This is a genomic window from Caballeronia sp. HLA56 (assembly GCF_054655155.1).
This window is the reverse complement of record NZ_BAAHOB010000001.1, coordinates 497,880-521,135: the sequence shown is the minus strand read 5'-3', so window position 1 is coordinate 521,135 and position 23,256 is coordinate 497,880. Positions and strand designations below refer to the sequence as shown.

General features: G+C 61.9%; 21 protein-coding genes. 9 read left to right on the top strand and 12 right to left on the bottom strand.

What is annotated here, in order from left to right; genetic code table 11:
• Positions 1–16 precede the first annotated feature (16 nt).
• Complete coding sequence (gene amaB, locus ACYQ47_RS02470) at positions 17–1,516, bottom strand: L-piperidine-6-carboxylate dehydrogenase (RefSeq protein ID WP_244828359.1); 1,500 nt, start codon at positions 1,514–1,516, stop codon at positions 17–19.
• Between the two features lie 199 nt (positions 1,517–1,715).
• Between amaB and ACYQ47_RS02465 the strand changes: the two genes are divergently transcribed.
• A complete protein-coding gene (locus tag ACYQ47_RS02465; RefSeq protein ID WP_250493287.1) occupies positions 1,716–2,321 on the top strand; it encodes a helix-turn-helix domain-containing protein in 606 nt (201 codons plus the stop codon).
• Between the two features lie 13 nt (positions 2,322–2,334).
• Here the strand turns inward: ACYQ47_RS02465 and ACYQ47_RS02460 are convergent, their stop codons facing one another.
• The 5 genes from ACYQ47_RS02460 to ACYQ47_RS02440 form a co-directional block, all read right to left on the bottom strand.
• Positions 2,335–3,780, bottom strand: a complete 1,446-nt coding sequence (locus ACYQ47_RS02460) for a cytochrome P450 (protein ID WP_459904362.1) — start codon at positions 3,778–3,780, stop codon at positions 2,335–2,337.
• A gap of 67 nt (positions 3,781–3,847) precedes the next feature.
• Positions 3,848–4,708, bottom strand: coding sequence for an IclR family transcriptional regulator (locus tag ACYQ47_RS02455; protein ID WP_459904361.1), 861 nt, complete (start codon positions 4,706–4,708; stop codon positions 3,848–3,850).
• 69 nt (positions 4,709–4,777) lie between these two features.
• The gene (locus ACYQ47_RS02450; RefSeq protein WP_459904360.1) at positions 4,778–5,602 is read right to left on the bottom strand and encodes a sugar phosphate isomerase/epimerase family protein; all 825 of its coding nucleotides are present in this window, start codon (positions 5,600–5,602) and stop codon (positions 4,778–4,780) included.
• A 10-nt stretch (positions 5,603–5,612) separates the two neighbouring features.
• Positions 5,613–6,224 (bottom strand): NIPSNAP family protein, encoded by a 612-nt coding sequence (locus tag ACYQ47_RS02445; RefSeq protein ID WP_244828366.1) that lies wholly within the window; start codon positions 6,222–6,224, stop codon positions 5,613–5,615.
• The gene (locus tag ACYQ47_RS02440) at positions 6,221–7,999 is read right to left on the bottom strand and encodes an FAD-dependent oxidoreductase (protein WP_459904359.1); all 1,779 of its coding nucleotides are present in this window, start codon (positions 7,997–7,999) and stop codon (positions 6,221–6,223) included. Before ACYQ47_RS02440 ends, ACYQ47_RS02445 begins: the two co-directional genes overlap by 4 nt.
• A 371-nt stretch (positions 8,000–8,370) precedes the next feature.
• Between ACYQ47_RS02440 and ACYQ47_RS02435 the strand changes: the two genes are divergently transcribed.
• Entirely contained in the window at positions 8,371–10,089 is a 1,719-nt protein-coding gene (locus tag ACYQ47_RS02435) for a SulP family inorganic anion transporter (RefSeq protein ID WP_459904358.1), read from the top strand.
• Positions 10,090–10,115: 26 nt separating this feature from the next.
• Here the strand turns inward: ACYQ47_RS02435 and ACYQ47_RS02430 are convergent, their stop codons facing one another.
• A complete protein-coding gene (locus ACYQ47_RS02430) occupies positions 10,116–10,373 on the bottom strand; it encodes a hypothetical protein (RefSeq protein WP_459904357.1) in 258 nt (85 codons plus the stop codon).
• A gap of 260 nt (positions 10,374–10,633) precedes the next feature.
• Here ACYQ47_RS02430 and ACYQ47_RS02425 point away from each other — a divergent pair, with 260 nt between their 5' ends.
• Positions 10,634–11,461: a shikimate dehydrogenase family protein gene (locus ACYQ47_RS02425; protein ID WP_459904356.1), complete on the top strand. Its 828-nt coding sequence runs from the start codon at positions 10,634–10,636 to the stop codon at positions 11,459–11,461.
• Positions 11,462–11,611: 150 nt separating this feature from the next.
• Complete coding sequence (locus tag ACYQ47_RS02420; RefSeq protein ID WP_255784607.1) at positions 11,612–11,743, top strand: hypothetical protein; 132 nt, start codon at positions 11,612–11,614, stop codon at positions 11,741–11,743.
• 19 nt (positions 11,744–11,762) lie between these two features.
• Here the strand turns inward: ACYQ47_RS02420 and ACYQ47_RS02415 are convergent, their stop codons facing one another.
• Complete coding sequence (locus ACYQ47_RS02415) at positions 11,763–13,100, bottom strand: hypothetical protein (protein ID WP_459904355.1); 1,338 nt, start codon at positions 13,098–13,100, stop codon at positions 11,763–11,765.
• 512 nt (positions 13,101–13,612) lie between these two features.
• On the opposite strand from ACYQ47_RS02415, the gene ACYQ47_RS02410 reads away from it, so the two are divergent.
• Positions 13,613–14,095 carry a hypothetical protein gene (locus ACYQ47_RS02410; protein WP_250526631.1) on the top strand — a complete coding sequence of 161 codons (483 nt, stop codon included), beginning with the start codon at positions 13,613–13,615 and terminating at the stop codon, positions 14,093–14,095.
• Between the two features lie 30 nt (positions 14,096–14,125).
• Here the strand turns inward: ACYQ47_RS02410 and ACYQ47_RS02405 are convergent, their stop codons facing one another.
• Positions 14,126–15,085 carry an MBL fold metallo-hydrolase gene (locus tag ACYQ47_RS02405; protein ID WP_459904354.1) on the bottom strand — a complete coding sequence of 320 codons (960 nt, stop codon included), beginning with the start codon at positions 15,083–15,085 and terminating at the stop codon, positions 14,126–14,128.
• Between the two features lie 115 nt (positions 15,086–15,200).
• Complete coding sequence (gene pdxY, locus ACYQ47_RS02400; protein WP_244828375.1) at positions 15,201–16,079, bottom strand: pyridoxal kinase PdxY; 879 nt, start codon at positions 16,077–16,079, stop codon at positions 15,201–15,203.
• A 450-nt stretch (positions 16,080–16,529) separates the two neighbouring features.
• Between pdxY and glgC the strand changes: the two genes are divergently transcribed.
• From glgC to ACYQ47_RS02380, 4 genes are all read left to right on the top strand, one after another.
• Complete coding sequence (glgC, locus tag ACYQ47_RS02395; protein WP_244828377.1) at positions 16,530–17,804, top strand: glucose-1-phosphate adenylyltransferase; 1,275 nt, start codon at positions 16,530–16,532, stop codon at positions 17,802–17,804.
• A gap of 37 nt (positions 17,805–17,841) precedes the next feature.
• Complete coding sequence (gene glgA / locus ACYQ47_RS02390; protein WP_459904353.1) at positions 17,842–19,305, top strand: glycogen synthase GlgA; 1,464 nt, start codon at positions 17,842–17,844, stop codon at positions 19,303–19,305.
• Between the two features lie 58 nt (positions 19,306–19,363).
• Entirely contained in the window at positions 19,364–20,164 is an 801-nt protein-coding gene (locus ACYQ47_RS02385; protein ID WP_244828381.1) for an SDR family oxidoreductase, read from the top strand.
• Between the two features lie 64 nt (positions 20,165–20,228).
• Positions 20,229–21,665 carry a dihydrolipoyl dehydrogenase gene (locus ACYQ47_RS02380; protein WP_459904352.1) on the top strand — a complete coding sequence of 479 codons (1,437 nt, stop codon included), beginning with the start codon at positions 20,229–20,231 and terminating at the stop codon, positions 21,663–21,665.
• A 70-nt stretch (positions 21,666–21,735) separates the two neighbouring features.
• Here the strand turns inward: ACYQ47_RS02380 and ACYQ47_RS02375 are convergent, their stop codons facing one another.
• Positions 21,736–22,092 carry a hypothetical protein gene (locus ACYQ47_RS02375; RefSeq protein ID WP_459904350.1) on the bottom strand — a complete coding sequence of 119 codons (357 nt, stop codon included), beginning with the start codon at positions 22,090–22,092 and terminating at the stop codon, positions 21,736–21,738.
• Positions 22,093–22,358: 266 nt separating this feature from the next.
• Positions 22,359–23,252, bottom strand: coding sequence for a 3-hydroxyisobutyrate dehydrogenase (mmsB, locus tag ACYQ47_RS02370; RefSeq protein WP_459904349.1), 894 nt, complete (start codon positions 23,250–23,252; stop codon positions 22,359–22,361).
• Positions 23,253–23,256: the final 4 nt, after the last annotated feature.

The following is a 23,256-nucleotide window of genomic DNA, read 5'->3' as shown; positions in this document are numbered from 1 at the left end:
CGCCTCCGTTTAAGGACTAGCCGAGATTGAAGTCGATGCCCTGTGCAAGCGGCAATTCCGACGAATAGTTGATCGTGTTGGTCGCGCGCCGCATGTAGGCCTTCCAAGCGTCCGAGCCGGATTCGCGTCCGCCGCCGGTTTCCTTTTCGCCGCCGAACGCGCCGCCGATCTCCGCGCCACTCGGCCCGATGTTGATATTGGCGATGCCGCAATCGCTGCCCGATGCCGACAGAAAGCGCTCCGCCTCGCGCAGATCCGTCGTGAAGGCGCATGAGGACAAGCCGTGCGCGGCGGCGTTGTTCGCGGCGATGGCGTCATCGAAATCGGTGTAGCGCATCACATAGAGAATGGGCGCGAAGGTTTCCTTCAGCACGACTTCGCTTTGTGCGGGCATTTCGACGAGCGCGGGACGCACGTAATAGCCATTCTCGTTACCCGTCACGCTCACGCGTTCGCCGCCGAACACCTTGCCGCCCTCGCCCTTCGCCTGCTCCAGCGCGTCCTGCATGCGCGCGAAAGCCTGCACGTCGATGAGCGGTCCCATCAACACGCCGTCGTTCAACGGATTGCCGACCGGGACTTTTGCATACAAATCCTTGAGGCGAGCGACGGTTTCGTCATAGATGCTCTCATGGACGAAAAGACGCCGCAGCGACGTGCAGCGCTGCCCCGCCGTGCCGACCGCCGAAAACAGAATGCCGCGCAGCGCGAGGTCACGATTGGCCGTCTGCGAAACGATGCCCGCGTTGTTGCCGCCAAGTTCGAGGATGGAGCGCCCGAAACGGCGCGCCACTTCCACGCCCACCGCGCGGCCCATTTCCGTGCTGCCGGTCGCGCTGACGATATCGGAGCGTTTGTCCGCGACGAGCTTCGCGCCCACTTCACGGTCGCCGATCAGAACCGATGCCAGGCCGGCCGGCGCGGTGCCGAACTCGTCGAGTACATCGCGCATGATGCGATCGACGGCGAGCGCGGTAAGCGGCGTCTTTTCCGACGGCTTCCACACGACCGCATTGCCGCACACGAGCGCAAGCGCCGCGTTCCACGACCACACCGCGACCGGAAAATTGAATGCAGAAATGATCGTGCAGACGCCGAACGGATGCCACGTTTCCGCCATTCGATGACCGGGCCGCTCGGAGGCGATCGTCAGGCCATACAGTTGCCGCGAAAGGCCGACGGCGAAGTCGCAAATGTCGATCATTTCCTGCACTTCGCCCAGGCCCTCTTGCAGGATCTTGCCCGCTTCGAGCGCGACGAGCCGGCCGAGCGCAGCCTTCTTTTCGCGCAGGCGATTGCCGAGCAAACGCACCAGCTCGCCACGTCGCGGCGCCGGAACGTTGCGCCACACGGCAAATGCGCTGCGGGCTTGCGCAAGCGCGGTATCGACATCGGCGGAAGTATGGCGTTTCACGCGTCCGATGATTTCGCCGCTGATGGGCGAAGTGACAGTCATGTCGCCCTCGTTCGCGATGCCTGCGATACCGAGGTCGGAGAGAATGGTCTTGGCGTCCACAGTGAACTCCTTTTGCATACAAAATTAGCTTCGCCGTTTCCGATGCGAAACAACGGTCAAGTTCGGAAACTATACGCGCAGCCTCCGATGCTCACAACGCTGTCAATATTGGGGTTCTCACCAGTCTCGGTTTGCATACCGAATGCGAACGCCCGAAAAGTCGATGGTATTATCGGAAACAAACCACCTTTGACCCTCCATGTCCACTTTGCCCGCCAAAAATTCGACTGAGCAATCCGCAGCCGATCTCGGACGACGGGTAAAGCACGCTCGCACCGCTCAGAATCTCACGCTGGAAACCGCGAGCCGGCTATGCGGCGTGTCGCGCTCGGCGTTGTCGAAGATCGAGAACGGCTTGATGTCGCCGACTTTCGATGTCTTGCAGAAGATAGTACGCGGCCTGCAGATCGATCTCGCGGAACTGTTCGGCAGCGCGCCCGCTGCCAGCGCAAGCGGCCGGCGCGCACTCACGCGACGCGACGAAGGGCAAAGGCACGCGTATCGCGGTTATCAGATGGAATTGCTGGCGACTGAACTCGCGCACAAGGCGATGCTGCCGTTTCGCATCCGCATCTCGGCGCATACACTGGATGCCTTCGACGACTGGGGCCGTCACGAAGGCGAAGAGTTTTTGTACGTGATCAGCGGTAGCGTATGCCTCTACTCGGAACTCTATGCGCCGACGCATCTGAATGCGGGCGACAGCATCTATTTCGACAGCCGCACGGGCCACGCGGCGATATCGACCAGCGCGGAAGATGCCGAAGTTCTGTGGATGGCAACCGGTGCCGCCGACGTTCAATGAACGATGACGCGGTTCAGGCGGGCCGCAAAGCGAGCCGCATCGGCATGCGATTCGGCACCACCGTGAAGTTGCAGACCTCGTGAATATCGGCGGCATCCTGAGCCAGGCGCGCCGTGAAATTCGCCGTGAGCATCGAAATGACGAGCCGCATTTCGACCGCTGCCAGATGCCGTCCCGGACACACGCGCGGCCCCGCGCCGAATTGCAGATAAGCGCGTGGATCATGCGTCCCCTGATTTGCGTGCTCGCCCGCCTGCAGCCGATGCTCGCGCAGCCAGCGATCCGGATCGTAGCGCGCGGGATCGCTGAAGTGGGTTTCGTCAAGCATCGCGGGACGATTTAGAAAAAAGAGCTTGGTGCCCGCGGGTAGCCGCACGCCCTGCAACTCCACTTCCTCCAGCGGTTCCAGCGACAAATACGGCGCCACCGGATGCAGTCGGCTCGCCTCCGTGCAGACGGCCTCGCATAGATCGAGTTCGCGCATTGCCTGATAATTCGGACAAACGCGCGCGTCGCCGAACGTGCATTTTGCATGCGTCGCGATGCGCGTCTGCAAGGCTTCATCGCCGCCGAGGAACAGGAGTCCCCATGCGAGCGATGCCACCGTCGTGTCTTCGCCCGCGACGAGCATCGTCATGACGTTGGCGGCGACTTCGTCATCGGTGAGGCCGGACTCGGGCGCGTCACGCAGCGCGAGCATCGCTTCGAGCAAATTGCGCGGCTCGAGTGCAGATGCCTCGTCACGCATGCGCTCGCGCGATCTCGACATCAAGCCACGCACATAGCGATGCACTTCGGCCATCGCACGATCGAATCGGCGGTCGCTCGGCAGCCGCATATAGCGCCAGTAGGGAAACGGCGTGGAGAGGCGCGTCATGATCATCGGCAGAAGCTGCGAGAGATGTTCCTGGATGACGCCGCGTTCTTTTTCCAGCGTGTTCGGGTCTTCGCCGAATGCGAGCGCGCTCGTGACATCGACGGTATAGCGCTTCAAATCGTCGTTCATCTCGACGATACGTCCCTCGCGCGCGGCTGACTCCCAGCGCCGCCGCAAACGCTCGGTGATCGCGGCCAGCGTCGGATAAAACGCCTTGATATGCGGCACGGACAGCGCCTGCATCACGAGCCGACGCTGCGGCCCCCACGCTTCGCCTTCGATGGAAAAGAGACCGTTGCAGCCGACTTCATCGAACAAGGTTTCGAGCGGACCGTAACGCCGATAACGATGCGGACGTTCACGCAAAACCGCTTGCGACAGCTCGAAATCCGACCACACGACAATAGGCACGCGGCCGAGCTTGAAGCGATACGGCGTGCCCAGTTCCTTCGCCCATCGCTCGAGCGTCAAATGATGAGTCGACGGCGGCAATTGAAAGAGATTACCCGCGAGCGGCAAGCCGCGCGGCGAAGGCAAGTCGTCGATTTCGCGCAAAGAAGCTGTGACGGACGCGGCATTCATGATCGGCCTCGCAAGCGCTGATGTGCACAGCATAGTGCAAGCGCGACGCGCGCGACGGCCGTTGCGCTTATTGAACGAGAGCGCTTTTTGCCCGCTTCCTGCCAGCAGGCGCCGGCGCTTCGGTAACGACCGGAGCTTGAGTCAACGGCCGCTTGAAATAAGGCGAGCTCAAGGTTGCCGCGCTCATATCGGATGCCGCTTCGAGCAGCGCGGGCGCAAGCTCTTTCAGACGCGTTTCCGGCAAACGGCTCGTCGGACCCGCGAGACTGACGACACCCACGACCACGCCCGTCATCGGATGATGAATCGGCGCGGCCATCGACGTCATGCCGGCTTCGTAGGTTTCGCTCGCGATGCCGTAACCGCGTTCGCGCGCCGCGCGCAAGTCGGTCAGGAACTGCTGAATCGTCTTCGGCGCCTTCGGACCGCCTTGTCCGGGCTTGCCGAGTCCGCCTTGCTTCGACACGAGTTCGAGCGCTTCCTCATCGGTCAGCGACGACAACCACGCCTGTCCGCTTGCCGTGCAATGCAAGGGCGGCTGGCTGCCCATGTCCGGATCGTAGCGCAGCCCGGACTTCGCGCCCTGCGCCTTGCCGACGAAGGTGATGTGATCGTCCTCCACCACGCCAAGCCGCGCCAGTTCGCCCGACGCCGCCGCGAGGCGGTCGAGCACCGGTTGCGACACATCGAGCACGCCGCCCGTCGAAAGATAGATCAGCGCAAGCGACACGAGCTTCAGCGCGAGCATGTACTCGCCGTGATCCTCGTCCTGGCGCACGTAGCCTTCGTCGATCAACATCGCGAGCAGACGATGCGTGCCGCTGCGGGGAATGCTCAAGGTATCCGCGATGGCGGCAAGCGGCATGCGTCCGCCGTTCTTCGCCAGCAGTTCGATGATGGACAACGCGCGCTCAAGATTTCCTGCCATGTTTCGTTACCTCGAAGTTCCGATTCGGAATTTGAACATGATTCCACCTCGGAATTCAACCGCCATCGTTCAATGCCCGGCATAAACCTCGTCAAGCAAGGCAAGCGTCGCTTCGCGCATGCGCTTCGCGCGCTCGAGCGCGTTGGCGGTCTTGGCCCACTGTTGCGTCGGTATTTCGAGTGAAAGCGGCAAGTCTTCCGGCAGTGCATGCAAAATGCCAGCCAAGTCGATACCGCCTTCACCCGGAATCATCCGCTCGCAGCGCGCCTGGAAAAGTAGTGTTTCGAGGTCGGTCGGGCGCTCGGCGGGCGCGTCGCAGAACTGCACATGGCCGAAATACTCGCGCGGCAACTCACTCAGCGTCCGGGTCGACGACCCCGCGCGGTCGAAGTGAAGCGGATCGATGATCAGCCCAGTGTTGTTGCGTTCCGCCGCCTTCACGATGCGCGCGGCTTGCACGATGTCCTTCGCGTCGGTCCACGGCATCGGTTCAAGCGATGGCGAGAGGCCATAGGGACGCGCCAGATCGCACAACTGCGCGAGACGCTCGGCGGTGCGCGACTCGTCGGGATCGTTGCCCGCGACGAGCACATAGCGCGCGCCAAGTTCGGCGGCGGTCGCAAGCATCGGCTCGTATGCGGTTACATCGGTGTCGGGTTTGAGACGGAGAATTTCCGTGTCGAGCACGCCAATGCCGGTGTCCTTCAACGCCGCGAGCGTCTCGCGCACGAGCGGTGTATCGCCGATGATGTCGTGCCGCACTTCGGTATCGGTCGCCGGAAGAAGGCGCAGGCCGACATAGTCATAGCCGGCGTTCGCCGCGCATTCGACCATCTGCGGCGGCGTCAATTCGAGCACGGTCAAAGCTGAGAGCGAAAGTTTTCGTGTGGACATATGGTTTTCCTTAGCGCAGTGGCGAGAACGGTGCGGGCACATAGATGGTCGATTCCATCGTCGTCAGATGCGCGGGTCCGCCCTTCGGCGGCCATACGCCATCCTTCACCGATTCCGCGCGAATACGCGAGCGTTCATCCACGCTCTTGTACGGCCAGATGTTCAGAAAACGCGGCACGGTGCCATCGAGCGCGTACATTGCACCGATCAACGGCGAACGCTTCGTGCGTTCGGGCAAGGCGTTCTGCCACGCGTCGATGGTGTGCTGCAGGCTCGCGAGCTTCGTGCCGTAGACGCGCATTTCATAGATGCCATTGTGTTCGGCAGGCTCGATCGGCGGCAGGAATGGAAAGAGCGCATAGCTATTTATTTCGACATCCGTAATGAATTCGCCGCAACCGAACGGATTGCCTTCGAGCAGAAGGCGCCTGCGTTCATCGATCAGTGCCGCTTCGGAAGCGTAGCCGCGCAAGACCATCACCTTGCCCAAGGCACCGATATCGGAATACCAGCATCCGAGCAAGCGCGCGCCTGCTTGCTCGCCGCTCGACTTGATGTTTTCGAAGACCTGCGCATTCGTGCCGATCTTCACGGTGAGTGTGACTGTGTCGTACAGGGTCATTGAAATGTCCTTGCCTGATTGAACTGAGAGAGAGTGGTCATGGTTTCGATGCGATGCGCTTCGCGTTCACTGCTGTCATCGCTTTGATCTGCAAGTGCGTGGCCCGCGAGATAACCGAAGGTCATCGCCGGACCGAGCGTGATGCCGCCTGCGGGATAGTGGCCGCCCATCATGCTCGCGGCATCGTTGCCAACTGCGTAGAGGCCGGCAATCGGCATGTGCGCTTCGTCCAGCACGCGGGCGGTCGAATCGGTAGCGAGGCCGGCGAATGTACCGAGGCTGCCGGGCAGCACTTTCACTGCGTGATACGGGCCATCGGCAATAGGTGCAACGCATGGATTCGGCTTATGCGATGCATCGCCCTGCATGCGGTTGTAGGGTGTCGAGCCTCGATGAAATTGCGGATCTAAGCCGTCGCGAGCGTAGTGGTTATACGCCGCGATGGTTTCGATGAAGCCAGTTGGCTCGATGCCGCAAACTCGCGCGAGCGCTTCGAGCGTGGGAGCGCTTCTCAGATAGCCCGAGCGTTCGTGCGCGCGCAACGGGAACGGAAACGGCTTCGCGGCACCAAGGCCATAGCGTCGCAGAAAACGATGATCGCAGACGAGCCACGCGCACACTTCATCGCCTGCGGGTGTGATGTCCATCAACGCGGACATGAAGTCGTAGTACGACGACGCCTCGTTCACAAAGCGCTTTCCCGCACGCGTCACCGCGATCAGACCAGGCTTGCCGCGTTCGATCAGATGCGCGAACGCGACATGCGGACCATCGCGCTTCGGAACGAGCGAAACGGGCGCCCAAGCCGCGGGGTTTTCGAGCGCTGCGTTGAAGTGTGCGCCTGCGGCCTCGCCCATGCGAATGCCGTCGCCGGTGTTGGAACGCGGCGCCGCGGACCAATGTTCGCGGCCCGTCGGCGTATAAGCGAACGTAGCCGCGCGACGTGCTTCATCGTGCGGATAACCACCGCACGCGAGCACCACGCCGCGTCGCGCATGGACCTCATGCTTTACGCCTTCGATCTCGACATGAGCGCCGATCACACGATAGCCATCGCGCAAGAGACCGACCGCTTTAGCGCGCGTGCGCAGATCGACGCCACGATCCGCCGCCGACTTCAAGAGTCTTGCAATGAGCGCATTGCCGTTCAATAGATGCATCGATCTGCCATAGCGAAGCTTGTCGTGCGCGAACTTGGCGAAGCGTTTGGTGACATGCCACGCGGAGCGCATCGAGCGCGTGGCGTTCAGAAAGTGCGTGAGCTCTTGTCCTGGAGAGATCGCCATGCCGTTGATCGTCGTATCGAGAAGCGGTGGCCGCAGCTTGTCGATGAGCGCCCCGAGTTCGCGACCATCGAAAGGCATGGCGCACACGGAGCGGCCACCCGTTCCCGCGCCTTGCGAGGTATGAAAGTCCGGAATGCGGTTGCCATCGATGAAACGCATCGACGTATTTGTCTCGAAGAACTCGACCATGCGCGGACCGTGTTCGATGAGCGCGTCGACTTTAGCCGCGTCGTATTGCGCGCCAAGTTCGGCCTTCAGATATGTTCGCGGCGCGTCTGCTTCCTCGATCATTCCTGCGCGCGTCGCAAGCGGACTGCGCGGAACCCACATCCAGCCGCCCGACCACGCGGTCGTGCCGCCGAAGACGTCTTCCTTCTCGCAGACCAAAACGGAGAGTCCGCGCGTGGCCGCTGTCACGGCCGTCGATAGTCCGCCCGCACCGGAACCGAGCACGAGGACGTCGCATTCCAGTACCGGGTCAGGCTTCATCGCTAGGCCTGGGTTGATGCCTATTGCTTGCCGGCGCACGCGGCGACGAGTCCTCGTGCAGCAAACGCATGCTGTCTGGTGACGTTTGATGCCGCGTAGACAGCCGACAAACAAGCTCGCGCATGCGACCGCTTGTATTCGATCTAACCAGCGTCTCCATCATTTTTGTCTCGCTCCTTCCGATTCGGATCGCAGTTATACGCGACTCGAAGCTGCCTTTAGCTGTAGAACAGTCTTTGATATTGGAATCCTATTCCATTTTCCGATCGTGCGCAAAGACCTTTTTAGATTGCTCGGCGTGAGTGATCAAGCCGCTTGGCATTGCGGCCGTCATGGGGCACGATGCGCTCTTCCCGCGACCGGTATAACGCATGCAAGATTCAACTCCGCGACCTCCCGTGCCGCCGCGTTTCCTGAAAGGCATCTTGCCGATCGACCGGCTCGCTGCGGGACGCGACATCCTTGCGGGGCTCTCGCTCGCATCGATGGATATCCCGCAAGTCTTGGGCTATGCGCGCATTGCCGGCATGCCTGCGGTTACCGGTTTGTATACCGCATTCATTCCGCTCGCCGCGTTCGCGTTGTTTGGGGCATCGCGCCATCTCGTGGTGGCCGCGGATTCCGCCACCGCCACGATTTTCGCGAGCCGCGTATCGACCATCGCGCCGATGGCGAGCGCCGAATATGTCGAAATGGCAAGCATGGTCGCGCTGCTGACTGCCGCGTTGTTGCTGCTCGCACGGCTCTTCAGGCTCGGCTTTCTCGCCGATTTCCTTTCGCGCACGGTGCTGGCCGGTTTCCTGGCGGGCGTCGGCATACAGGTGTCGATCGCCATGCTCGGCGATATCCTCGGCATGACCGTGCCGGTGCCGTCGTCGCGCAGCCTTGCGCAGCTTTGGTATGTTGTCGACCATATCGTCGAAGCGAACTTGCCGACGCTCGCTCTCTCGTTACTCGTGATCGTCGCGATACTCGGCTTCAGACGTATCTGGCCGCGCGTGCCGATACCGCTCGTCGCGGTCATCGGCAGCATCCTCGCGAGCAAGACGTTCGGGTTCGCGGCCCACGGCATCGCGGTACTTGGCCCGGTCGCAGGCGGATTGCCGCCGCTGCGCGTGCCACACGTCACGTGGCAGCAGTTTCTCGATCTCGTGCCCGTGGCGGCGTCGTGCTTCGTGATGATCGTGGCGCAAAGCGCGGCCGCGGCGCGTGTCTTCGCACAGCAGCACCACGAATCCGCCGATACCAACGGCGACTTGTTCGGCCTCGCCGCTGCGAATGCGGCTGCCGCGTTCAGCGGCGCCTTCGTGGTCAACGGCAGCCCGACGCAGACAGCGATGGCTGATCGCGCCGGCGCACGCAGCCAGATCGCGCAACTCACCTTCGCGGCGGTGGTGGTCGTCGTCTTGATGTTTTTGAGCGGCTTTTTGCAGTACCTGCCGCATTGCGTGCTTGCCGCGATCGTCTTCACTATCGCCGTCGGGCTCGTCAATGTGCAAAGCCTGCAGGCCATTCGACGCGAGAGTCCGGGAGAGTTCACGCTGGCGCTGATCACGGCGGCGGCGGTCGTTCTGATCGGGGTCGAGCATGGCATCTTGCTTGCCGTGGCGTTGTCGCTGATGCGGCATGTGCGGCATAGCTATCGTCCGCATACGATGGTACTCGCGCCCGTCGCGCCGGACCGCCGATGGCAGTTCGTACCGGCGCGTCCCGGCGTCGTCACCGCGCCTGGCTTGATCGTGTATCGGTTCGGCGCCGATCTGTTTTATGCGAACGATCATCTCTTCGCGGCGGAAGTGAAGCTGTTGATCGATGCGGCGCCTCTTGAACTACGTCATTTTGTCGTCGATGCCGGCGCGATCACCGATCTGGACTACTCGGCCGCGCGCACGTTGAGCGATTTAGTCGCAAGCGTGCGGCATCACGATATCGCGATGATCTTTGGACGAGTGAATCCGTTTCTTCGGCTCGACATGGATCGGCATGGACTAACGGAAGTGATCGGCAAGTCCAATGTATTCGCGACGCTGCACGAGGCGCTTGCGGCTGCGGGGGTGAGTGCCGAGGCGCATGAAGCAGGGGCGCTTTGAGGTGCGGCGCGTTCGGCACATAGGACTCAGGGCTCGGAGTTCGGCTTCAGCATCTGGCTGCGACTGCGGCTGCGGCTGCGGCTGCGGCTGCGGCATTCGGCATTCGGCGTTCGGCGTTCGGCATTCGGCGCTCGGCGCTCGGCTTCGGCTTCGGCTTCGGCTTCGGCTTCGGCTTCGGCTTCGGCTTCGGCTTCGGCTTCGGCTCCGGCTCCGGCTCCGGCTCCGGCTCCGGCTCCGGCTTCGGCTTCGGCTTCGGCTTCGGCACGTTCACACTCGTTTTGCATTGGATTTGTATTTTAGATACCCGCAAGTTGCATACTGCATGCACTTTGCCCACGCTGGCGCAGAGAGCCGTGAGGCACTTCCTCCGACCACTCACTCTGCGTCTTTCAAGTAAGCCGAAATCAAAGACCGTTAGTTGCCAACGCAGACAGAAGATTGAATCCAATTCCAATTTAGACTACAGTTCATCAACGCTTTTGAGCTAAGACACCCATCCGCGCAACGTCCACCGACCGAAGCGCACAAAGGAGACATTCAAAGCATGGCGCAGGACACATCCTTCTCCGCATCGCTCGATGCGGGCTTAAGCGGCGCAACTCGCCTCTACTTCACCGTCGGCGATCCCATTGCGCAGGTACGTTCGCCCTCCGGCGTGACCGCCGCCTTGCGCAAGGCAGGACACGATGCAATCGTGATCCCGGCTCACGTCGCACCTGCCGACCTCGCCGCTTTCTTCGCCGGCGTCACGCCGATGCAAAACGTCGATGGCGTCATCATCACCGTGCCGCACAAGTTCAGCGCCGCTGGCTTTTGCGCGTCGCTCGCGGAAGAATCCGCGTTCCTCGGAGCGGCCAACATGCTAAGACGCAACGCGGACGGCTCCTGGCACGGCGGCATGTCCGATGGCGCCGCGATGGTCGCGGCCCTTGGCGATGCAGGCTGCGATCCGCAAGGAAAACGCGCGCTTCTAATCGGCGCGGGCGGCGCGGGATCGGCAATCGGTCATGCGTTGGTAAATGCGGGCGTCGCATCGCTCGCTGTCCGCGATTTCGATGCCGCGCGCACCAAAGCCCTCGCCTCGCGTCTGGCGAGTCTGGGTCGCGGCGCCGTGAGCGTCGATAGCGACTCGGGCGCGGAGAACTTCGACATCGTCGTGAATGCCTCGCCTGCCGGAATGCGCGAAGGCGATCCGCTGCCAATCGATGTATCGAAGCTCGATGCAAAGACTTTCGTCGGCGATGTCGTCACGAAGCCACCGCTTACGCCGTTCATCGAAGCGGCGCGCGCGCAAGGTTGCCGCACCGTCACCGGCACACAAATGTTCGGGCGCGTGTGCGACAAAATCGTGGACTATCTGTTGAAGCGCTGAGGCCGCGCCAACCGAATAAAGGCTTTCGGTTTCAATTCCATGGTCCTTGCTGCACTTTGATGGCCGCGCATTCGCTTCCTTCCGAAGCGCGTGCCAATCTCATCTGCCTCTTCGTAGCAGCCCGAAGCGCACCGCGAGAGTCGCTACAGCATGAAGATGCACGACGGCGTCAAGCGCGATATCGACAGCGCGCTTGAACCGCAAGACGGTCAGTGCGTGACCACCATCCATTCCGCCCAGCGCGGCTATGCGCGGCCCATGCCTGCCAACGAGTGCTCATGAGCGGCAACGGCGGGTCGACTCATTTGCCCGCCGTCCTTTGATGCATGCGGACGCGTTGCGCCAGTTCATCTGCAACGCGTTCCACAACGGGCCGCCAGTCGCCCGCCGCATGCTGACGCAGCAGTTGCACCGAGTCGTACCACGGCTGCGTCTCGCCGGTTCCCCAACACCAGTGCGATGCAAGATCGATCATCGCCAGCACCGGCCGCCCAAGCGCGCCACCGAGATGCAAGGGCGAACTATCGATAGTCACCAATACGTCCAGCGCCGTGAGCAATGCAGCGGAGTCGTGAAAATTGTCTCGATAGCGCTGCGCAACCTCGACGACACACGCACCTGCCGCGCGCATCTTTGCGATATCGTCATCGCGGCCGGGAGCAACCGGATAAAACGTCACGTTCGACAGACGCCAAAGCGGCGCAAGCGCATCGACGGGAATGCTGCGTTGACCATCGCGCCGATGCGTCGGACTGCCCGCCCCGACGATGCCGACACGCAAGTTATCGGCGCCTTCTTCTTCGAGCAAGCAGCGCCACGCCGCAACGCGTTCCGCATCGGCATGCAGATACGCGCGGCCCTCGATTTCCGCCGGCATCAAGCCTAGCCAGAACGGCATGCTCATCATGGGTATGGAGTAATCGCAGCCGCTGAATGCATGTTCCGCGACCAGCACGCAATCAGGCACGACACGCTCGATGAGCGAGTGAAGGACATGGCGCACAGCCAGCATCGGCTCGCCGCCGTGCGCGCGCACCAGCTCTGCGAATCGCGGATATAGACGCACGAACTGAATATCGTCGCCATGACCGATCTCGCTATACACCACCACGCGCCTTCCCGCGAGCGATTCACCGCGCCAGCGCGGCGCTTCACGTTCCACGCGGGTGACGACGCTCTTGTCGCCATGATGCGGGTTAGTCAAACGATGTTCGAAGCGCGTCCAGCCGTCACGCCACGCGCCGCGACGCAATTCGAGATCGGCTAGATCAATCGGGAGATGCGGCGCATTTGGACTCTGCACAATAGCCTGGCGGTAAAGCGCTTCCGCTTCCTCATAACGCGCCTCTTCGTTCAGATACATCGCGATCGCGCCCGTGACGAGACCGTTGTCCGGATGCAGCCTTGCGGCATCGCGCATGACCGCTTCGGCCTTTATGCAGTCATGCCGCATCCAGTGACTATGACTGAGTTGCCAGGACAGTTCGACATCGCCAGGAAAGCACTGCAGCGCGTTTGCACAAAAGTGCTCGAGCAACGCCCAATCGCCGGAATCACGTATTTCCAAAGCGTGCTTGAGTGCGTGGTTCGCGTCGGGATACTGCTTGAAATCGAATGAATCAACGAGCAGACAAGGCATGAATGAAGCGTGGAAACGAAGCGGATTATCAGTGTAGCCAACGCATGGCGTTGCGCGCGTTCAGAAACGCAAAGATATGTTTGAAAGCGCAACGATGATGCACATCGTTCCGAAGCGCTTACTCAAGCAATGAACCTTGCGACGACGAGGTTTCAGCCTGAACGGAATCACGACGACCATGAAATGGTGTGCTTCCGAATCGAGGTTGAGCGCCGCGCGGGCGTTTGCCATACTCCTCAATGTTGTCTCCTCACGCGTTCACCCTAACGGGATTTCAACTGGACGCGCTCTCGCCGCCTACCCCGGGCGGCATTTTTTTATCCGTCTGTCTTGCTAACTAATCGACGGATTTTCCTCAGACACTTCAAGCGTTTTTCTGTCAGCGCTTATTGACAAAATAACGCCAAAATTAAGCACTCTTCCGCGCTTCGTAGCAGTGCCAATTGACAGCCACTTGCCAAGCATGAAAGCATCGCCGTCGATCTTCCTCAAAGCCACCGGAGACCTTCGCGATGATCTACCACGCATCCATTCCCGCCCGCGATCCACAAAACGTCGCCAACGTGCTCGCCGAACTCTGGAACGGTTTCGCCGCGCCGTTTCCATCGTTTCCCGACTCGTGGATGGCCGTCGCCGGCGATGACCGCGGCAGCATCATCGAAGTCTATCCGGGCGATCGCGTCATCACGCCCGGCGGCGGCGCGGAAACCAGCGTGAGTTTTGGCGCGGGCAAGGTCGACCGTCCGCAATACAGCGCGTTTCATATGGCGATTGCCACGCAGATGGACGCGGCGCAAGTGATCGCCATCGGCGAACGCGAAGGCTGGCGCGCGGTGCGCTGCACGCGCGGCCGCAATTTCTTCGACGTGATCGAACTATGGATCGAAAACTCGACGATGCTCGAATTCCTCACGCCCGACATGCAGGCGCAGTACCTCGCATTCGCCACGCCGGAGAACTTCAAGGCAATGGCCGCAGCCGCCGCGACCGCGTGATTGACGACCAAACGCGAACGGCCGCGCGCATCATTCCTGCAACGCGGTCCACATTTCCTTGTCGCGCTCGGCGGTCCAGATACGCGGATGCGTGATGCCGCTCGCTTCGTCGAAGGCGCGCGAGACATCGAAAGGCAGGCAATGCTCGTAGATGAAGACGTGGCCGAACTTCGGGTCCATCGACTTGCGTGCGAGCGCCATCGCGCCCTTGAGGTCGAGTCGTTGCGCAACGGCTTCGCGCCCGGCGGCAAGCAGTGTCGTGACGAAGTCCTTTGTGTAGTCGAGACCCTTGTGCACATCTTGAGGCGTGAGCAACGCGGGGCCGCGGCCCGGCACGAGCTTCCGCGCATTCAGCGCGCGCAAGGCTTCGAGCGTCGTGGGCCATTGCGCGAGCTGGGCATCGCCGCAATAACACGCGGCGTCGTATTCGACCAGATCGCCCGAAAACAGCACGTCCTGCGATGGCAGCCATACGACCGTATCGCCCTTCGTGTGACCCGCGCCGAGATGCGCGATGCGCACTTCGAGCTTGCCTAGCCAGAGCGTGATCTCGCGATCGAACACGAGCGTGGGCCATGTCAGGCCCGGCACCGTCTCGACGCCTGCGAAGAGGCGCGGAAAGCGCTCGATCTCCGACTTCATGTCCGCCTCGCCGCGCTCGACGATCATCTCGTACGTGCCTCGGCTCGCGATGACCTGCTGCGCGCCTTCCGCAAAATACGCCGATGCGCCCAGCACGCGCACCGCGTGATAGTGCGACAGCACGACGTACTTGATCGGCTTGTCGGTGACGCTGCGAATCTTCGCGATGAGATCCTGCGCCATTGCAGGCGTCGCGGTCGTATCGACGATCAGCACGGCGTCGTCGCCGACGATCACGCCCGAGTTCGGATCGCCTTCTGCCGTATAGGCCCAGGCGTTCTCGGAGAGCTGCGTGAAGGTGATCTTCTTCTCTTCCAGGTCCGCCTGGGATGCGAAAGCCTTTGCCATGTCGCGCTTCCATGAGTGAGGGTCGGTGAATCATCGACGCCCATCTGGCGGCTTGTCAAAAGCAACCGCGCGTCCTGTCAGCCAACCAAGGGTAAATACGGGGCGCGTGGCCGGACTATCGCCGCGCCATCTCGGTGCCCGACACGCGAATGGCCGGAAACCAGTCGGTGGGCTTTGCGATCTCGTCCTGCGAGGCGACGATCTCCAGCTCGTAACGCCCTGCATCGTAAGTCGTCTTCACCACCGCGTTGACGGCCGCGAGCGTGTGTTCGAGCGCGTGGCGCAAGGAATCGCCCTGCAAGGTGCGCGCGACGAACACACCGCTCGTCAGATCGCCGACGCCCACTGGCTGACGCGCGAACGGATACAGCGGACGCTGCGCGAACCACGCTTCGTGCGCGTTCACGGCCAGCATGTTGAAGGTATCGGCGCGACTGTTGCGGTCGAGCAGATGCTTGACGAGCAGCGTGCGCGGCCCGCGCGCGATGACTTCGCGGCAGGCATCGACGGCTTCTTCCACCGTCTCGATCGGCCGGCCCGCGAGCTTTTCGAGTTCGAGGTGATTGGGCATCATGGCATCGGCGACTTCGGGCATGGTCGTCACGAGGAAGTCTTCGATGCCCGGCGCCACCGTGCAGCCGCCCGTCACGCCCATGACCGGATCGCAAAAGAAGAGCGCGCGCGGATTCACCGCCTTCACCATCTTCACGATCTCGACCACCGCGCGGCCTTGCTCGGTCGCGCCGAGAAAGCCCGACAGCACGGCGTTGCAGCGGCCGAGCACGCCGATCGCGCCGATACCTTCGATCACGCTCTGGAGCTCGTCGGCGTCGACCACGCTACCGGTCCAGCGGCCATATTGCGTGTGATTGGAGAACTGCACCGTGTTGAGCGGCCAGACGTTGACGCCGAGACGGCGCATTGGGAAAACCGCCGCGCTATTGCCGGCGTGGCCGAACACCACATGCGACTGGATACTCAGGACGTTGTTCATGTTTTTGATTCCCGGGTGCGGCTTGTTCGGTCAGGAGAATGCCGCATGGCATGCGGCTTCTCTTCGTGCTCGCAAGCGTTGCGTGTGGATCGCGAAGCTTGCATAGCCGTATTGTGCCGTGCCTTAACGCACCGCGGCATCGTCCACGCACGATAAATTGCGCAACTGCAACACCCAAGAAGGCCGCCGCACGGGCGTTCGGCACGCTGTTTGCTCGAAAATGCCGCCAGCATTTCCGTGCACTGCGCGCGGCAGCGCGGATCGGTGGAACAAAAAAAGAGCGACATCGGTACACGAATGCCGACGCGCACCGGATAATGCTTCCACCCTGTTCGTGCGCGCGAACTCATGGACCTACCCCAAGCCAGCGAGCTCGCGCGCCGCCAGCATACGAGGACGAACAAGAGAGCAGCATCAATTCACTAGTCGCAGGTCAAATCAGGAGCTGACATGGAGACGTCGTCAAAGAATCGCACCGATTTGCAAAAGTCGACCCTGGCAATCGTCCTCGCCGGAGGGCGCGGCACTCGTCTCGGACCGCTTACCGACAGGCGCGTCAAACCTGCCGTGCACTTCGGCGGCAAGTACCGCATCGTCGATTTCGCTTTATCGAACTGCCTCAACTCGGGCATCCGCCGTATCGCCGTCGTCACGCAATACAAGGCTCACTCGCTGTTGCGCCATCTTCAGCGCGGCTGGGGTTTCCTTCGCGGCGAGTTCAACGAGTTCATCGATATCTGGCCGGCGCAGCAGCGCGTCGATTCGAGCTGGTATCGCGGCACGGCCGACGCCGTGTTCCAGAACCTCGACATCATCCGGTCGATTGCGCCGGAGTTCATCATCGTGCTGGCGGGCGATCACATCTACAAGATGGATTACACGCGCATGGTGCTCGACCACGTGGAGAGCGGCGCGGATTGCACGGTCGGCTGCATCGAAGTGCCGCGCATGGACGCGACCGCCTTCGGCGTGATGCATGTCGATGAAAATCGCCGCGTGACGGACTTCCTGGAGAAACCCGCCGATCCGCCCGCCATGCCCGGCAAGCCCGACGTGGCGCTCGCGAGCATGGGCATCTACGTGTTCAGCGCGAAGTATCTCTACCACCTGCTCGAAGAGAACATCGCCGCGTCGAACACGGATCACGACTTCGGCAAGGACATCATTCCGCGCGTGGTGACGAGCGGCACGGCCATCGCGCATCCGTTCAGCATGTCGTGCGTGACCTCCAGCGCCGATCCCGAAGCGCCCGCTTACTGGCGCGATGTCGGCACCGTGGATGCCTACTGGGCCGCAAACCTCGACCTTGCATCGACCATCCCCGAACTGGATTTGTACGACCGCAAATGGCCGATCTGGACCAATCAGGAACAGTTGCCACCAGGCAAGTTCGTGCGCGATCTCAACGGCCAGCAAGGCGCGATCACCAATCTGCTCGTCTGCGGCGGCTGCGTGATCTCAGGTTCGCAAGTTTCGAAGTCGGTGTTCTCGTCGGCGGTGCGGGTGCACTCGTTCTGTAACATCAATGAGGCAGTCTTGTTGCCTCAGGTGACGATAGGACCGAGCTGCCGATTGCAGCGCGTGGTGATCGATCGCGGTTGCACGGTACCGGAAGGTCTCGTGATCGGCGAAGATCCGGACGACGATGCCGCGCGCTTTTTCCGCACGGAGTCCGGCGTCACGCTCGTCACGCGCGAAGCGTTGCAGCGGCTCGCGGATCGTTGAAGCCACAAAGTAGTCAACTCAACCTACGGGAGCGCCGATGACCGTGTGCGTGCTGCATGTTGCAGCAGAAATGTTTCCGCTGTTGAAAACCGGCGGCCTCGCCGACGTAGTCGGGGCGCTGCCGCCGGCGCAATCGCAACTGGGCACGAACGCGCGCGTGGTGCTGCCGGGCTTTCCCGCCGTGCTCGAAGGTCTCACCGGCATCGAGCCCGTCGCGGATCTGGGCGCTGCGTTCGGTGCCGGCAATGTGCGGCTCGAACGCGGTGTGTTGCAGCCGCATGGCGTAATCGTCTACGTCGTGCGGGCCGACCAGTTTTACGACCGTCCGGGCAATCCTTATCTCGATGCCGCGCATCGCCCGTATGCGGACAACGACCGGCGCTTCGCGCTGCTCGGCTGGAGCGCGGCACGTATCGCTGGCGGCGCCGATCCCGCTTGGCAGCCGCAGATCGTGCACGCGCACGACTGGCATGCGGGCCTCGCGCCCGCCTACATGCGCGCGTTCGAGCGTGAAGGCGCGCCGCGCGTCGCCACGGTGATGACGGTGCACAACCTTGCGTATCAGGGCGTCTTTCCCGCGTCCGAGTTCGGCGCGCTGCAATTGCCGGGCGACTTTTTCGCGGTCGATGGCGTCGAGTTCTACAGCCATGTCTCGTTTCTGAAGGCCGGGCTTTACTACGCGGACCGCATCACCACGGTGAGTCCGACTTACGCCCGCGAGATCCAGACGCAAGCCCACGGCGCGGGTCTGCATGGCCTGTTGCAGTCGCGTACCCACGACATCACCGGGATTCTGAACGGCGTCGATTATTCGATCTGGAGCCCTGCCGTCGATGACTCCATCGCGTCGCGCTACACGGCCGCGAAGCCATCGGCGAAAAGCAAATGCAAAGCCGCCTTGCAGGAGCGCATGGGCCTCACGCGCGATGACGACGCCCTGCTCTTCGGCGTCGTCAGCCGCCTGACCGAGCAGAAGGGTCTCGACCTGCTTCTTTCCGCCGTGCCGGATATCGTGCAGCGCGGCGGCCAGCTCGCCGTGCTCGGCACGGGCGACCCGGCGCTCGAAACCGGCATGAAGAACGCGGCGCTCGCGCATCCGGGCGCGGTGGCCGTCGAACTGGGTTTCGACGAAACGCTCTCGCATTCGATCATCGCGGGCAGCGATGTCGTCATGGTGCCGTCGCGCTTCGAGCCTTGCGGACTCACGCAGCTTTATGCGCTGTCGTATGGCGCGCCACCGCTCGTGCATCGCGTGGGTGGGCTTGCGGATACGGTCGTCGATTGCTCGCTGGAAAATCTCGCGGATGAACTCGCGACCGGCTTTACCTTCGATGTCTTCGACCGCGCGGGAATCGTCGGCGCAATCCGGCGCGCGTTCGCGTTGAAAGCGCGTCGCACGGAGTGGAAGACCGTCGTCAAACGCGGAATGACGCAGAACTTCGGCTGGGAGACGGCGGCATTGCGCTACGCGGAGGTCTATCAGGGCGTGCTCGGCGCGTGAACGTGCCGGGCGCGCACCTTGCTTGCCGCCACGTGACGCAAATCACACGGAAACGCTCATGCAACGATCCCTCGAAGGCCAGATCGCGCTCGTCACGGGCGCGAGTTCCGGCATCGGCGCGGGTGTCGCCCAGTCGCTCGCCGATGCTGGCGCGAAAGTCGCCATCAACTATCACTCGCACGCGGAACCCGCCGAAAAGCTCGCCGCCGAGATCACGGCGAATGGCGGCGATGCGTTCGCCGTCGCCGCCGACGTCTCCGACGAACACGAAACCGACGCCATGTTCGATGCCGTCGTCAAGCGCTATGGCACGGTGGATATCGTCGTGGCGAACTCCGGCCTGCAAAAGGACGCGAGGTTCACCGAACTCACGCTCGACGACTGGCGCCGGGTTATCGACACGAACCTGACCGGGCAATTTCTCACCGCGCAGCGCGCGGTACGCGAGTTTCAGCGGCGCGGGCCGCGGCCGGTGTCGAAGGCGCTCGGCAAGATCATTTGCATGAGTTCGGTTCACGAGATCATTCCGTGGGCAGGGCACGTGAACTACGCATCGTCGAAAGGCGGCATTCAGATGATGATGAAGTCGCTCGCGCAGGAAGTCGCGCCGCTGCGCATCCGCGTCAATTCCATCGCGCCCGGTGCCATCCGCACGCCGATCAACAAGGACGCGTGGGACACGCAGGAAGCGCTCGACCGGCTGCTCACGCTCGTGCCTTATGGGCGCGTCGGCGAAGTGGAAGACATCGGGCGCGCGGCGGTCTGGCTCGCCTCCGACGACAGCGATTACGTCATCGGCACGACGCTCTTCGTCGACGGCGGCATGACGCTTTACCCCGGTTTCGCCGACAACGGATGATCTGTTCGTCCCGACAACAAACGAAGGCCAGCGGGCCGCAACCACATAACCAACGGGACATACGATGAAGACAATCACAGTAGACGTCGCCGTGATCGGGGCGGGCACGGCCGGTCTCGCCGCGTTTCGCGCGGCAAGCGAGGCTGGCGCGAAGGCCGTCGTGATCGAAAGCGGCGAACTGGGAACGACGTGCGCGCGCATCGGCTGCATGCCGTCGAAGCTCTTGCTCGCCGCCGCGAATGGCCTGCACGACGCGCACGCGCTGGCTCCGCGCGGTATCGAAGGCACGCATGCGCTCGATGCCAATTTCGCGCACGTGCTCGACTATGTGCGGCACGAACGCGATCACTTCGTGAATAGCGTGATCGAGGAAACGGAGTCGTTTCCCGACGGGTCGATCCTGCGCGGCCACGCCCGCTTCGACGGGCCGACGACGCTCGTCGTCAGCGACGAGACGCGCATCGAGGCGAAACGTATCGTGATCGCGACGGGCGCGGCGCCCGTGATTCCCGACGAGTTGAAGGTTTTCGAGGACAAACTCATCACGAGCGACAATCTGTTCGAACTGCACACGTTCCCGAAGCGCATGGCCATCTTCGGCGCGGGACCGATCGCGCTGGAACTTGGACAGGCGCTGTCGCGGCTGGGCGTCGAAATATTCATGTTCGCGAAAGGCGGCGGCGTCGGCGCGATCAGCGACACGCCCGTGCGCGATGCGCTCGCCGCCGCGCTCGCCGACGAGTTCTATCTCGATGCGGATGCGAAGATCGACGAAATGTCGCTCATGGACGGGCAACCGACGCTGCGCTTCAAGACGCCCCTAGGCGACGAGCGCATCGAGCGCTTCGATCTCGTGCTCGCCGCGACCGGACGCGCGCCGAATCTAAAGCCGCTCGACCTCGGCAAAACGGGCATCGAGCTGAACGACAAGGGCGCTCCGCTCTTCGACGAAAACACCATGCAATGCGGCAAGAGCGCGATTTTCATTGCAGGCGATTGCGACGGCACCCGTCCCTGGCTACAGGATGCCGCCGACGAAGGCAAGCTCGCAGGCGACAATGCCGCGCGCTTCCCGGACGTGAAGCCGGTCAAGCGCAAGGTGCCCTTTTCCATCGTGTTCTGCGAGCCGCAGGTGGCGATCGTCGGCGCAGCCTACGACGATCTCGACAAGCAGATGACGGTGACGGGCGAAGTATCGTTCGAGACGCAAGGACGCAGTCGGGTAATGCGGCAGAATCGCGGCCTTCTCCATATTTACGCCGATGCCAAAACCGGCAAGCTGCGCGGCGCGCAAGGCTGCGGCCCGGCGATGGAACATCTCGGGCATTTACTCGCCTGGGCATTGCAACTCGACTTGACGCTGGACGAAACGCTGAAGCTGCCTTTCTATCACCCGGTTGTCGAAGAAGGATTGCGCACCGCGTTAAAAGATGCGAATAGAAAGTGCTATGAAGAACGCTCGGAGACGCCACCGGGATTGCCCAGCGCCGCAGGTTATTGAACGCCAGAAACGAGAAAGGCCGGCTGCAAAAGCAGCCGGCCCTTTTTGACTCAGAGCAAGAACGCGTGATTTAGCTTTGGCTCAAGCCATATTGCAGTGCAAGGTCAAAACCGAGCACGACGAGCGAACAGAACAGCCCCAGCGACAAATTCGCAAGGCGATGCCCCACGTCCTTATGCTTCGTCAAAACCGCGCCCGCCAGGAAAGCAATTTCAACGATGACCTGCATGGCGAACACGGCGATCATCAGCGCGAACTCATAACCCATCGCGTTGAAGTTCATGAAATTAAAGCCGTTGATCGCAACATAAGACCCTACTCGCCAGATTTCGTATGCCAATAACAGCAACGGGAAAAAGTAGCTGGCTACATAAGTCGGCAGCGTGGCGTGCCGCAATTCCATATTTAAGTGTCGTGTTACTTGCATCGCGTACTCCTCGTCTGAGCGCCCGACAGGCCGGGCTAATCGCCTGCATCCAGTAACGCCATTGCAGCCGTGTTTTAACAGTACAAGGGCGTCGTGCTTTCAGAATAGGACAATTTTCGAGAAAGCGAATCATCGTTATCCCGATGATTCCACCCAGTAAGGGGTTTAAAGCGACATGGTGCAGTGCAGCTTAATAAAGCGATTATTACGTTAAGACAAATTAGGCACGCACGTGCGTGCCTAATTAACCTATTGCTTAATCTGCGTTACCGCTCCTGGGTTTTTCCGTATAACTTGATAATGCCCGAAAAGTCGAGTCCGCCTAATCCCTGCTGGCTCATCGACTGATACAATTGTTGTGCCAGGGCGCCCATGAAGACGGGCTGTTTCGCGCCGCACGCGGCATCGACTGCAAGGCCGAGATCCTTGAGCATGAGATCCGCGCCGAAGCCCCCGCTATATCCGCGCGAAGCCGGCGCGGTTTCGACAATACCCGGATAGGGATTACACGTATCCGAACTCCAGCAACGCCCCGTCGATGTATTGACAATACTCGCCAGTTTCGAAGGATCGATACCGAGCGTTTCTCCGAGTTTCATTGCTTCGGCTACGCCGATCATCGAAATACCAAGCAGCAGGTTATTGCAGATCTTCGCAATCTGGCCCGTTCCGGTTTCGCCGCAACGCACCATGTTTTTACCCATGCCCGCCAACACGGGACGCAAGGTTTCGAAAAGCGCTTCTTCCGCGCCGACCATGAAGGTGAGCGTGCCAGCCTGCGCGCCGACCACGCCGCCGGACACCGGCGCGTCCGCGAACGGATTGCCGTGCTCCGCCGCCGCCGCGCCGATGAACTTCGCGGTCGCCGGGTCGATCGTGCTGCTGTCCACGAGCGGAACGCCTGCCTTGACGCCCGCGAGCACGCCGTCATCGCCGAGATAGACCGCCTTCACGTGCGCGGCGGCGGGCAGCATGGTGATGACCACTTCCGTGTCCCGCACCGCGTCGCTCGGGCGCGCGGCGAGCGTCGCGCCTGCCGCTTTCGCCGCATCGAGCGCGGGCGCGGAAAGATCGAACGCCGTCACCGCGTGACCGGCCTTGAGGAGATTCGCCGCCATCGGGCCACCCATGTGCCCGAGTCCGATAAAGCCGATATGCATCGCT

Excerpts from the sequence above, each read along its gene's own strand:
- ACYQ47_RS02425 (WP_459904356.1), top strand. The coding sequence starts at position 10,634 with ATGGCGCAGGACACATCCTTCTCCGCATCGCTCGATGCGGGCTTAAGC.
- ACYQ47_RS02375 (WP_459904350.1), bottom strand. The coding sequence starts at position 22,092 with ATGCAAGTAACACGACACTTAAATATGGAATTGCGGCACGCCACGCTG.
- ACYQ47_RS02430 (WP_459904357.1), bottom strand. The coding sequence starts at position 10,373 with ATGCAAAACGAGTGTGAACGTGCCGAAGCCGAAGCCGAAGCCGAAGCC.
- ACYQ47_RS02385 (WP_244828381.1), top strand. The coding sequence starts at position 19,364 with ATGCAACGATCCCTCGAAGGCCAGATCGCGCTCGTCACGGGCGCGAGT.
- glgC (WP_244828377.1), top strand. The coding sequence starts at position 16,530 with ATGGAGACGTCGTCAAAGAATCGCACCGATTTGCAAAAGTCGACCCTG.
- glgA (WP_459904353.1), top strand. The coding sequence starts at position 17,842 with ATGACCGTGTGCGTGCTGCATGTTGCAGCAGAAATGTTTCCGCTGTTG.
- ACYQ47_RS02440 (WP_459904359.1), bottom strand. The coding sequence starts at position 7,999 with ATGAAGCCTGACCCGGTACTGGAATGCGACGTCCTCGTGCTCGGTTCC.
- pdxY (WP_244828375.1), bottom strand. The coding sequence starts at position 16,079 with ATGAACAACGTCCTGAGTATCCAGTCGCATGTGGTGTTCGGCCACGCC.
- mmsB (WP_459904349.1), bottom strand. The coding sequence starts at position 23,252 with ATGCATATCGGCTTTATCGGACTCGGGCACATGGGTGGCCCGATGGCG.
- ACYQ47_RS02445 (WP_244828366.1), bottom strand. The coding sequence starts at position 6,224 with ATGACCCTGTACGACACAGTCACACTCACCGTGAAGATCGGCACGAAT.
- ACYQ47_RS02435 (WP_459904358.1), top strand. The coding sequence starts at position 8,371 with ATGCAAGATTCAACTCCGCGACCTCCCGTGCCGCCGCGTTTCCTGAAA.
- ACYQ47_RS02450 (WP_459904360.1), bottom strand. The coding sequence starts at position 5,602 with ATGTCCACACGAAAACTTTCGCTCTCAGCTTTGACCGTGCTCGAATTG.
- ACYQ47_RS02465 (WP_250493287.1), top strand. The coding sequence starts at position 1,716 with ATGTCCACTTTGCCCGCCAAAAATTCGACTGAGCAATCCGCAGCCGAT.
- ACYQ47_RS02410 (WP_250526631.1), top strand. The coding sequence starts at position 13,613 with ATGATCTACCACGCATCCATTCCCGCCCGCGATCCACAAAACGTCGCC.
- ACYQ47_RS02405 (WP_459904354.1), bottom strand. The coding sequence starts at position 15,085 with ATGGCAAAGGCTTTCGCATCCCAGGCGGACCTGGAAGAGAAGAAGATC.
- ACYQ47_RS02415 (WP_459904355.1), bottom strand. The coding sequence starts at position 13,100 with ATGCCTTGTCTGCTCGTTGATTCATTCGATTTCAAGCAGTATCCCGAC.
- ACYQ47_RS02460 (WP_459904362.1), bottom strand. The coding sequence starts at position 3,780 with ATGAATGCCGCGTCCGTCACAGCTTCTTTGCGCGAAATCGACGACTTG.
- ACYQ47_RS02420 (WP_255784607.1), top strand. The coding sequence starts at position 11,612 with ATGAAGATGCACGACGGCGTCAAGCGCGATATCGACAGCGCGCTTGAA.
- ACYQ47_RS02380 (WP_459904352.1), top strand. The coding sequence starts at position 20,229 with ATGAAGACAATCACAGTAGACGTCGCCGTGATCGGGGCGGGCACGGCC.
- ACYQ47_RS02455 (WP_459904361.1), bottom strand. The coding sequence starts at position 4,708 with ATGGCAGGAAATCTTGAGCGCGCGTTGTCCATCATCGAACTGCTGGCG.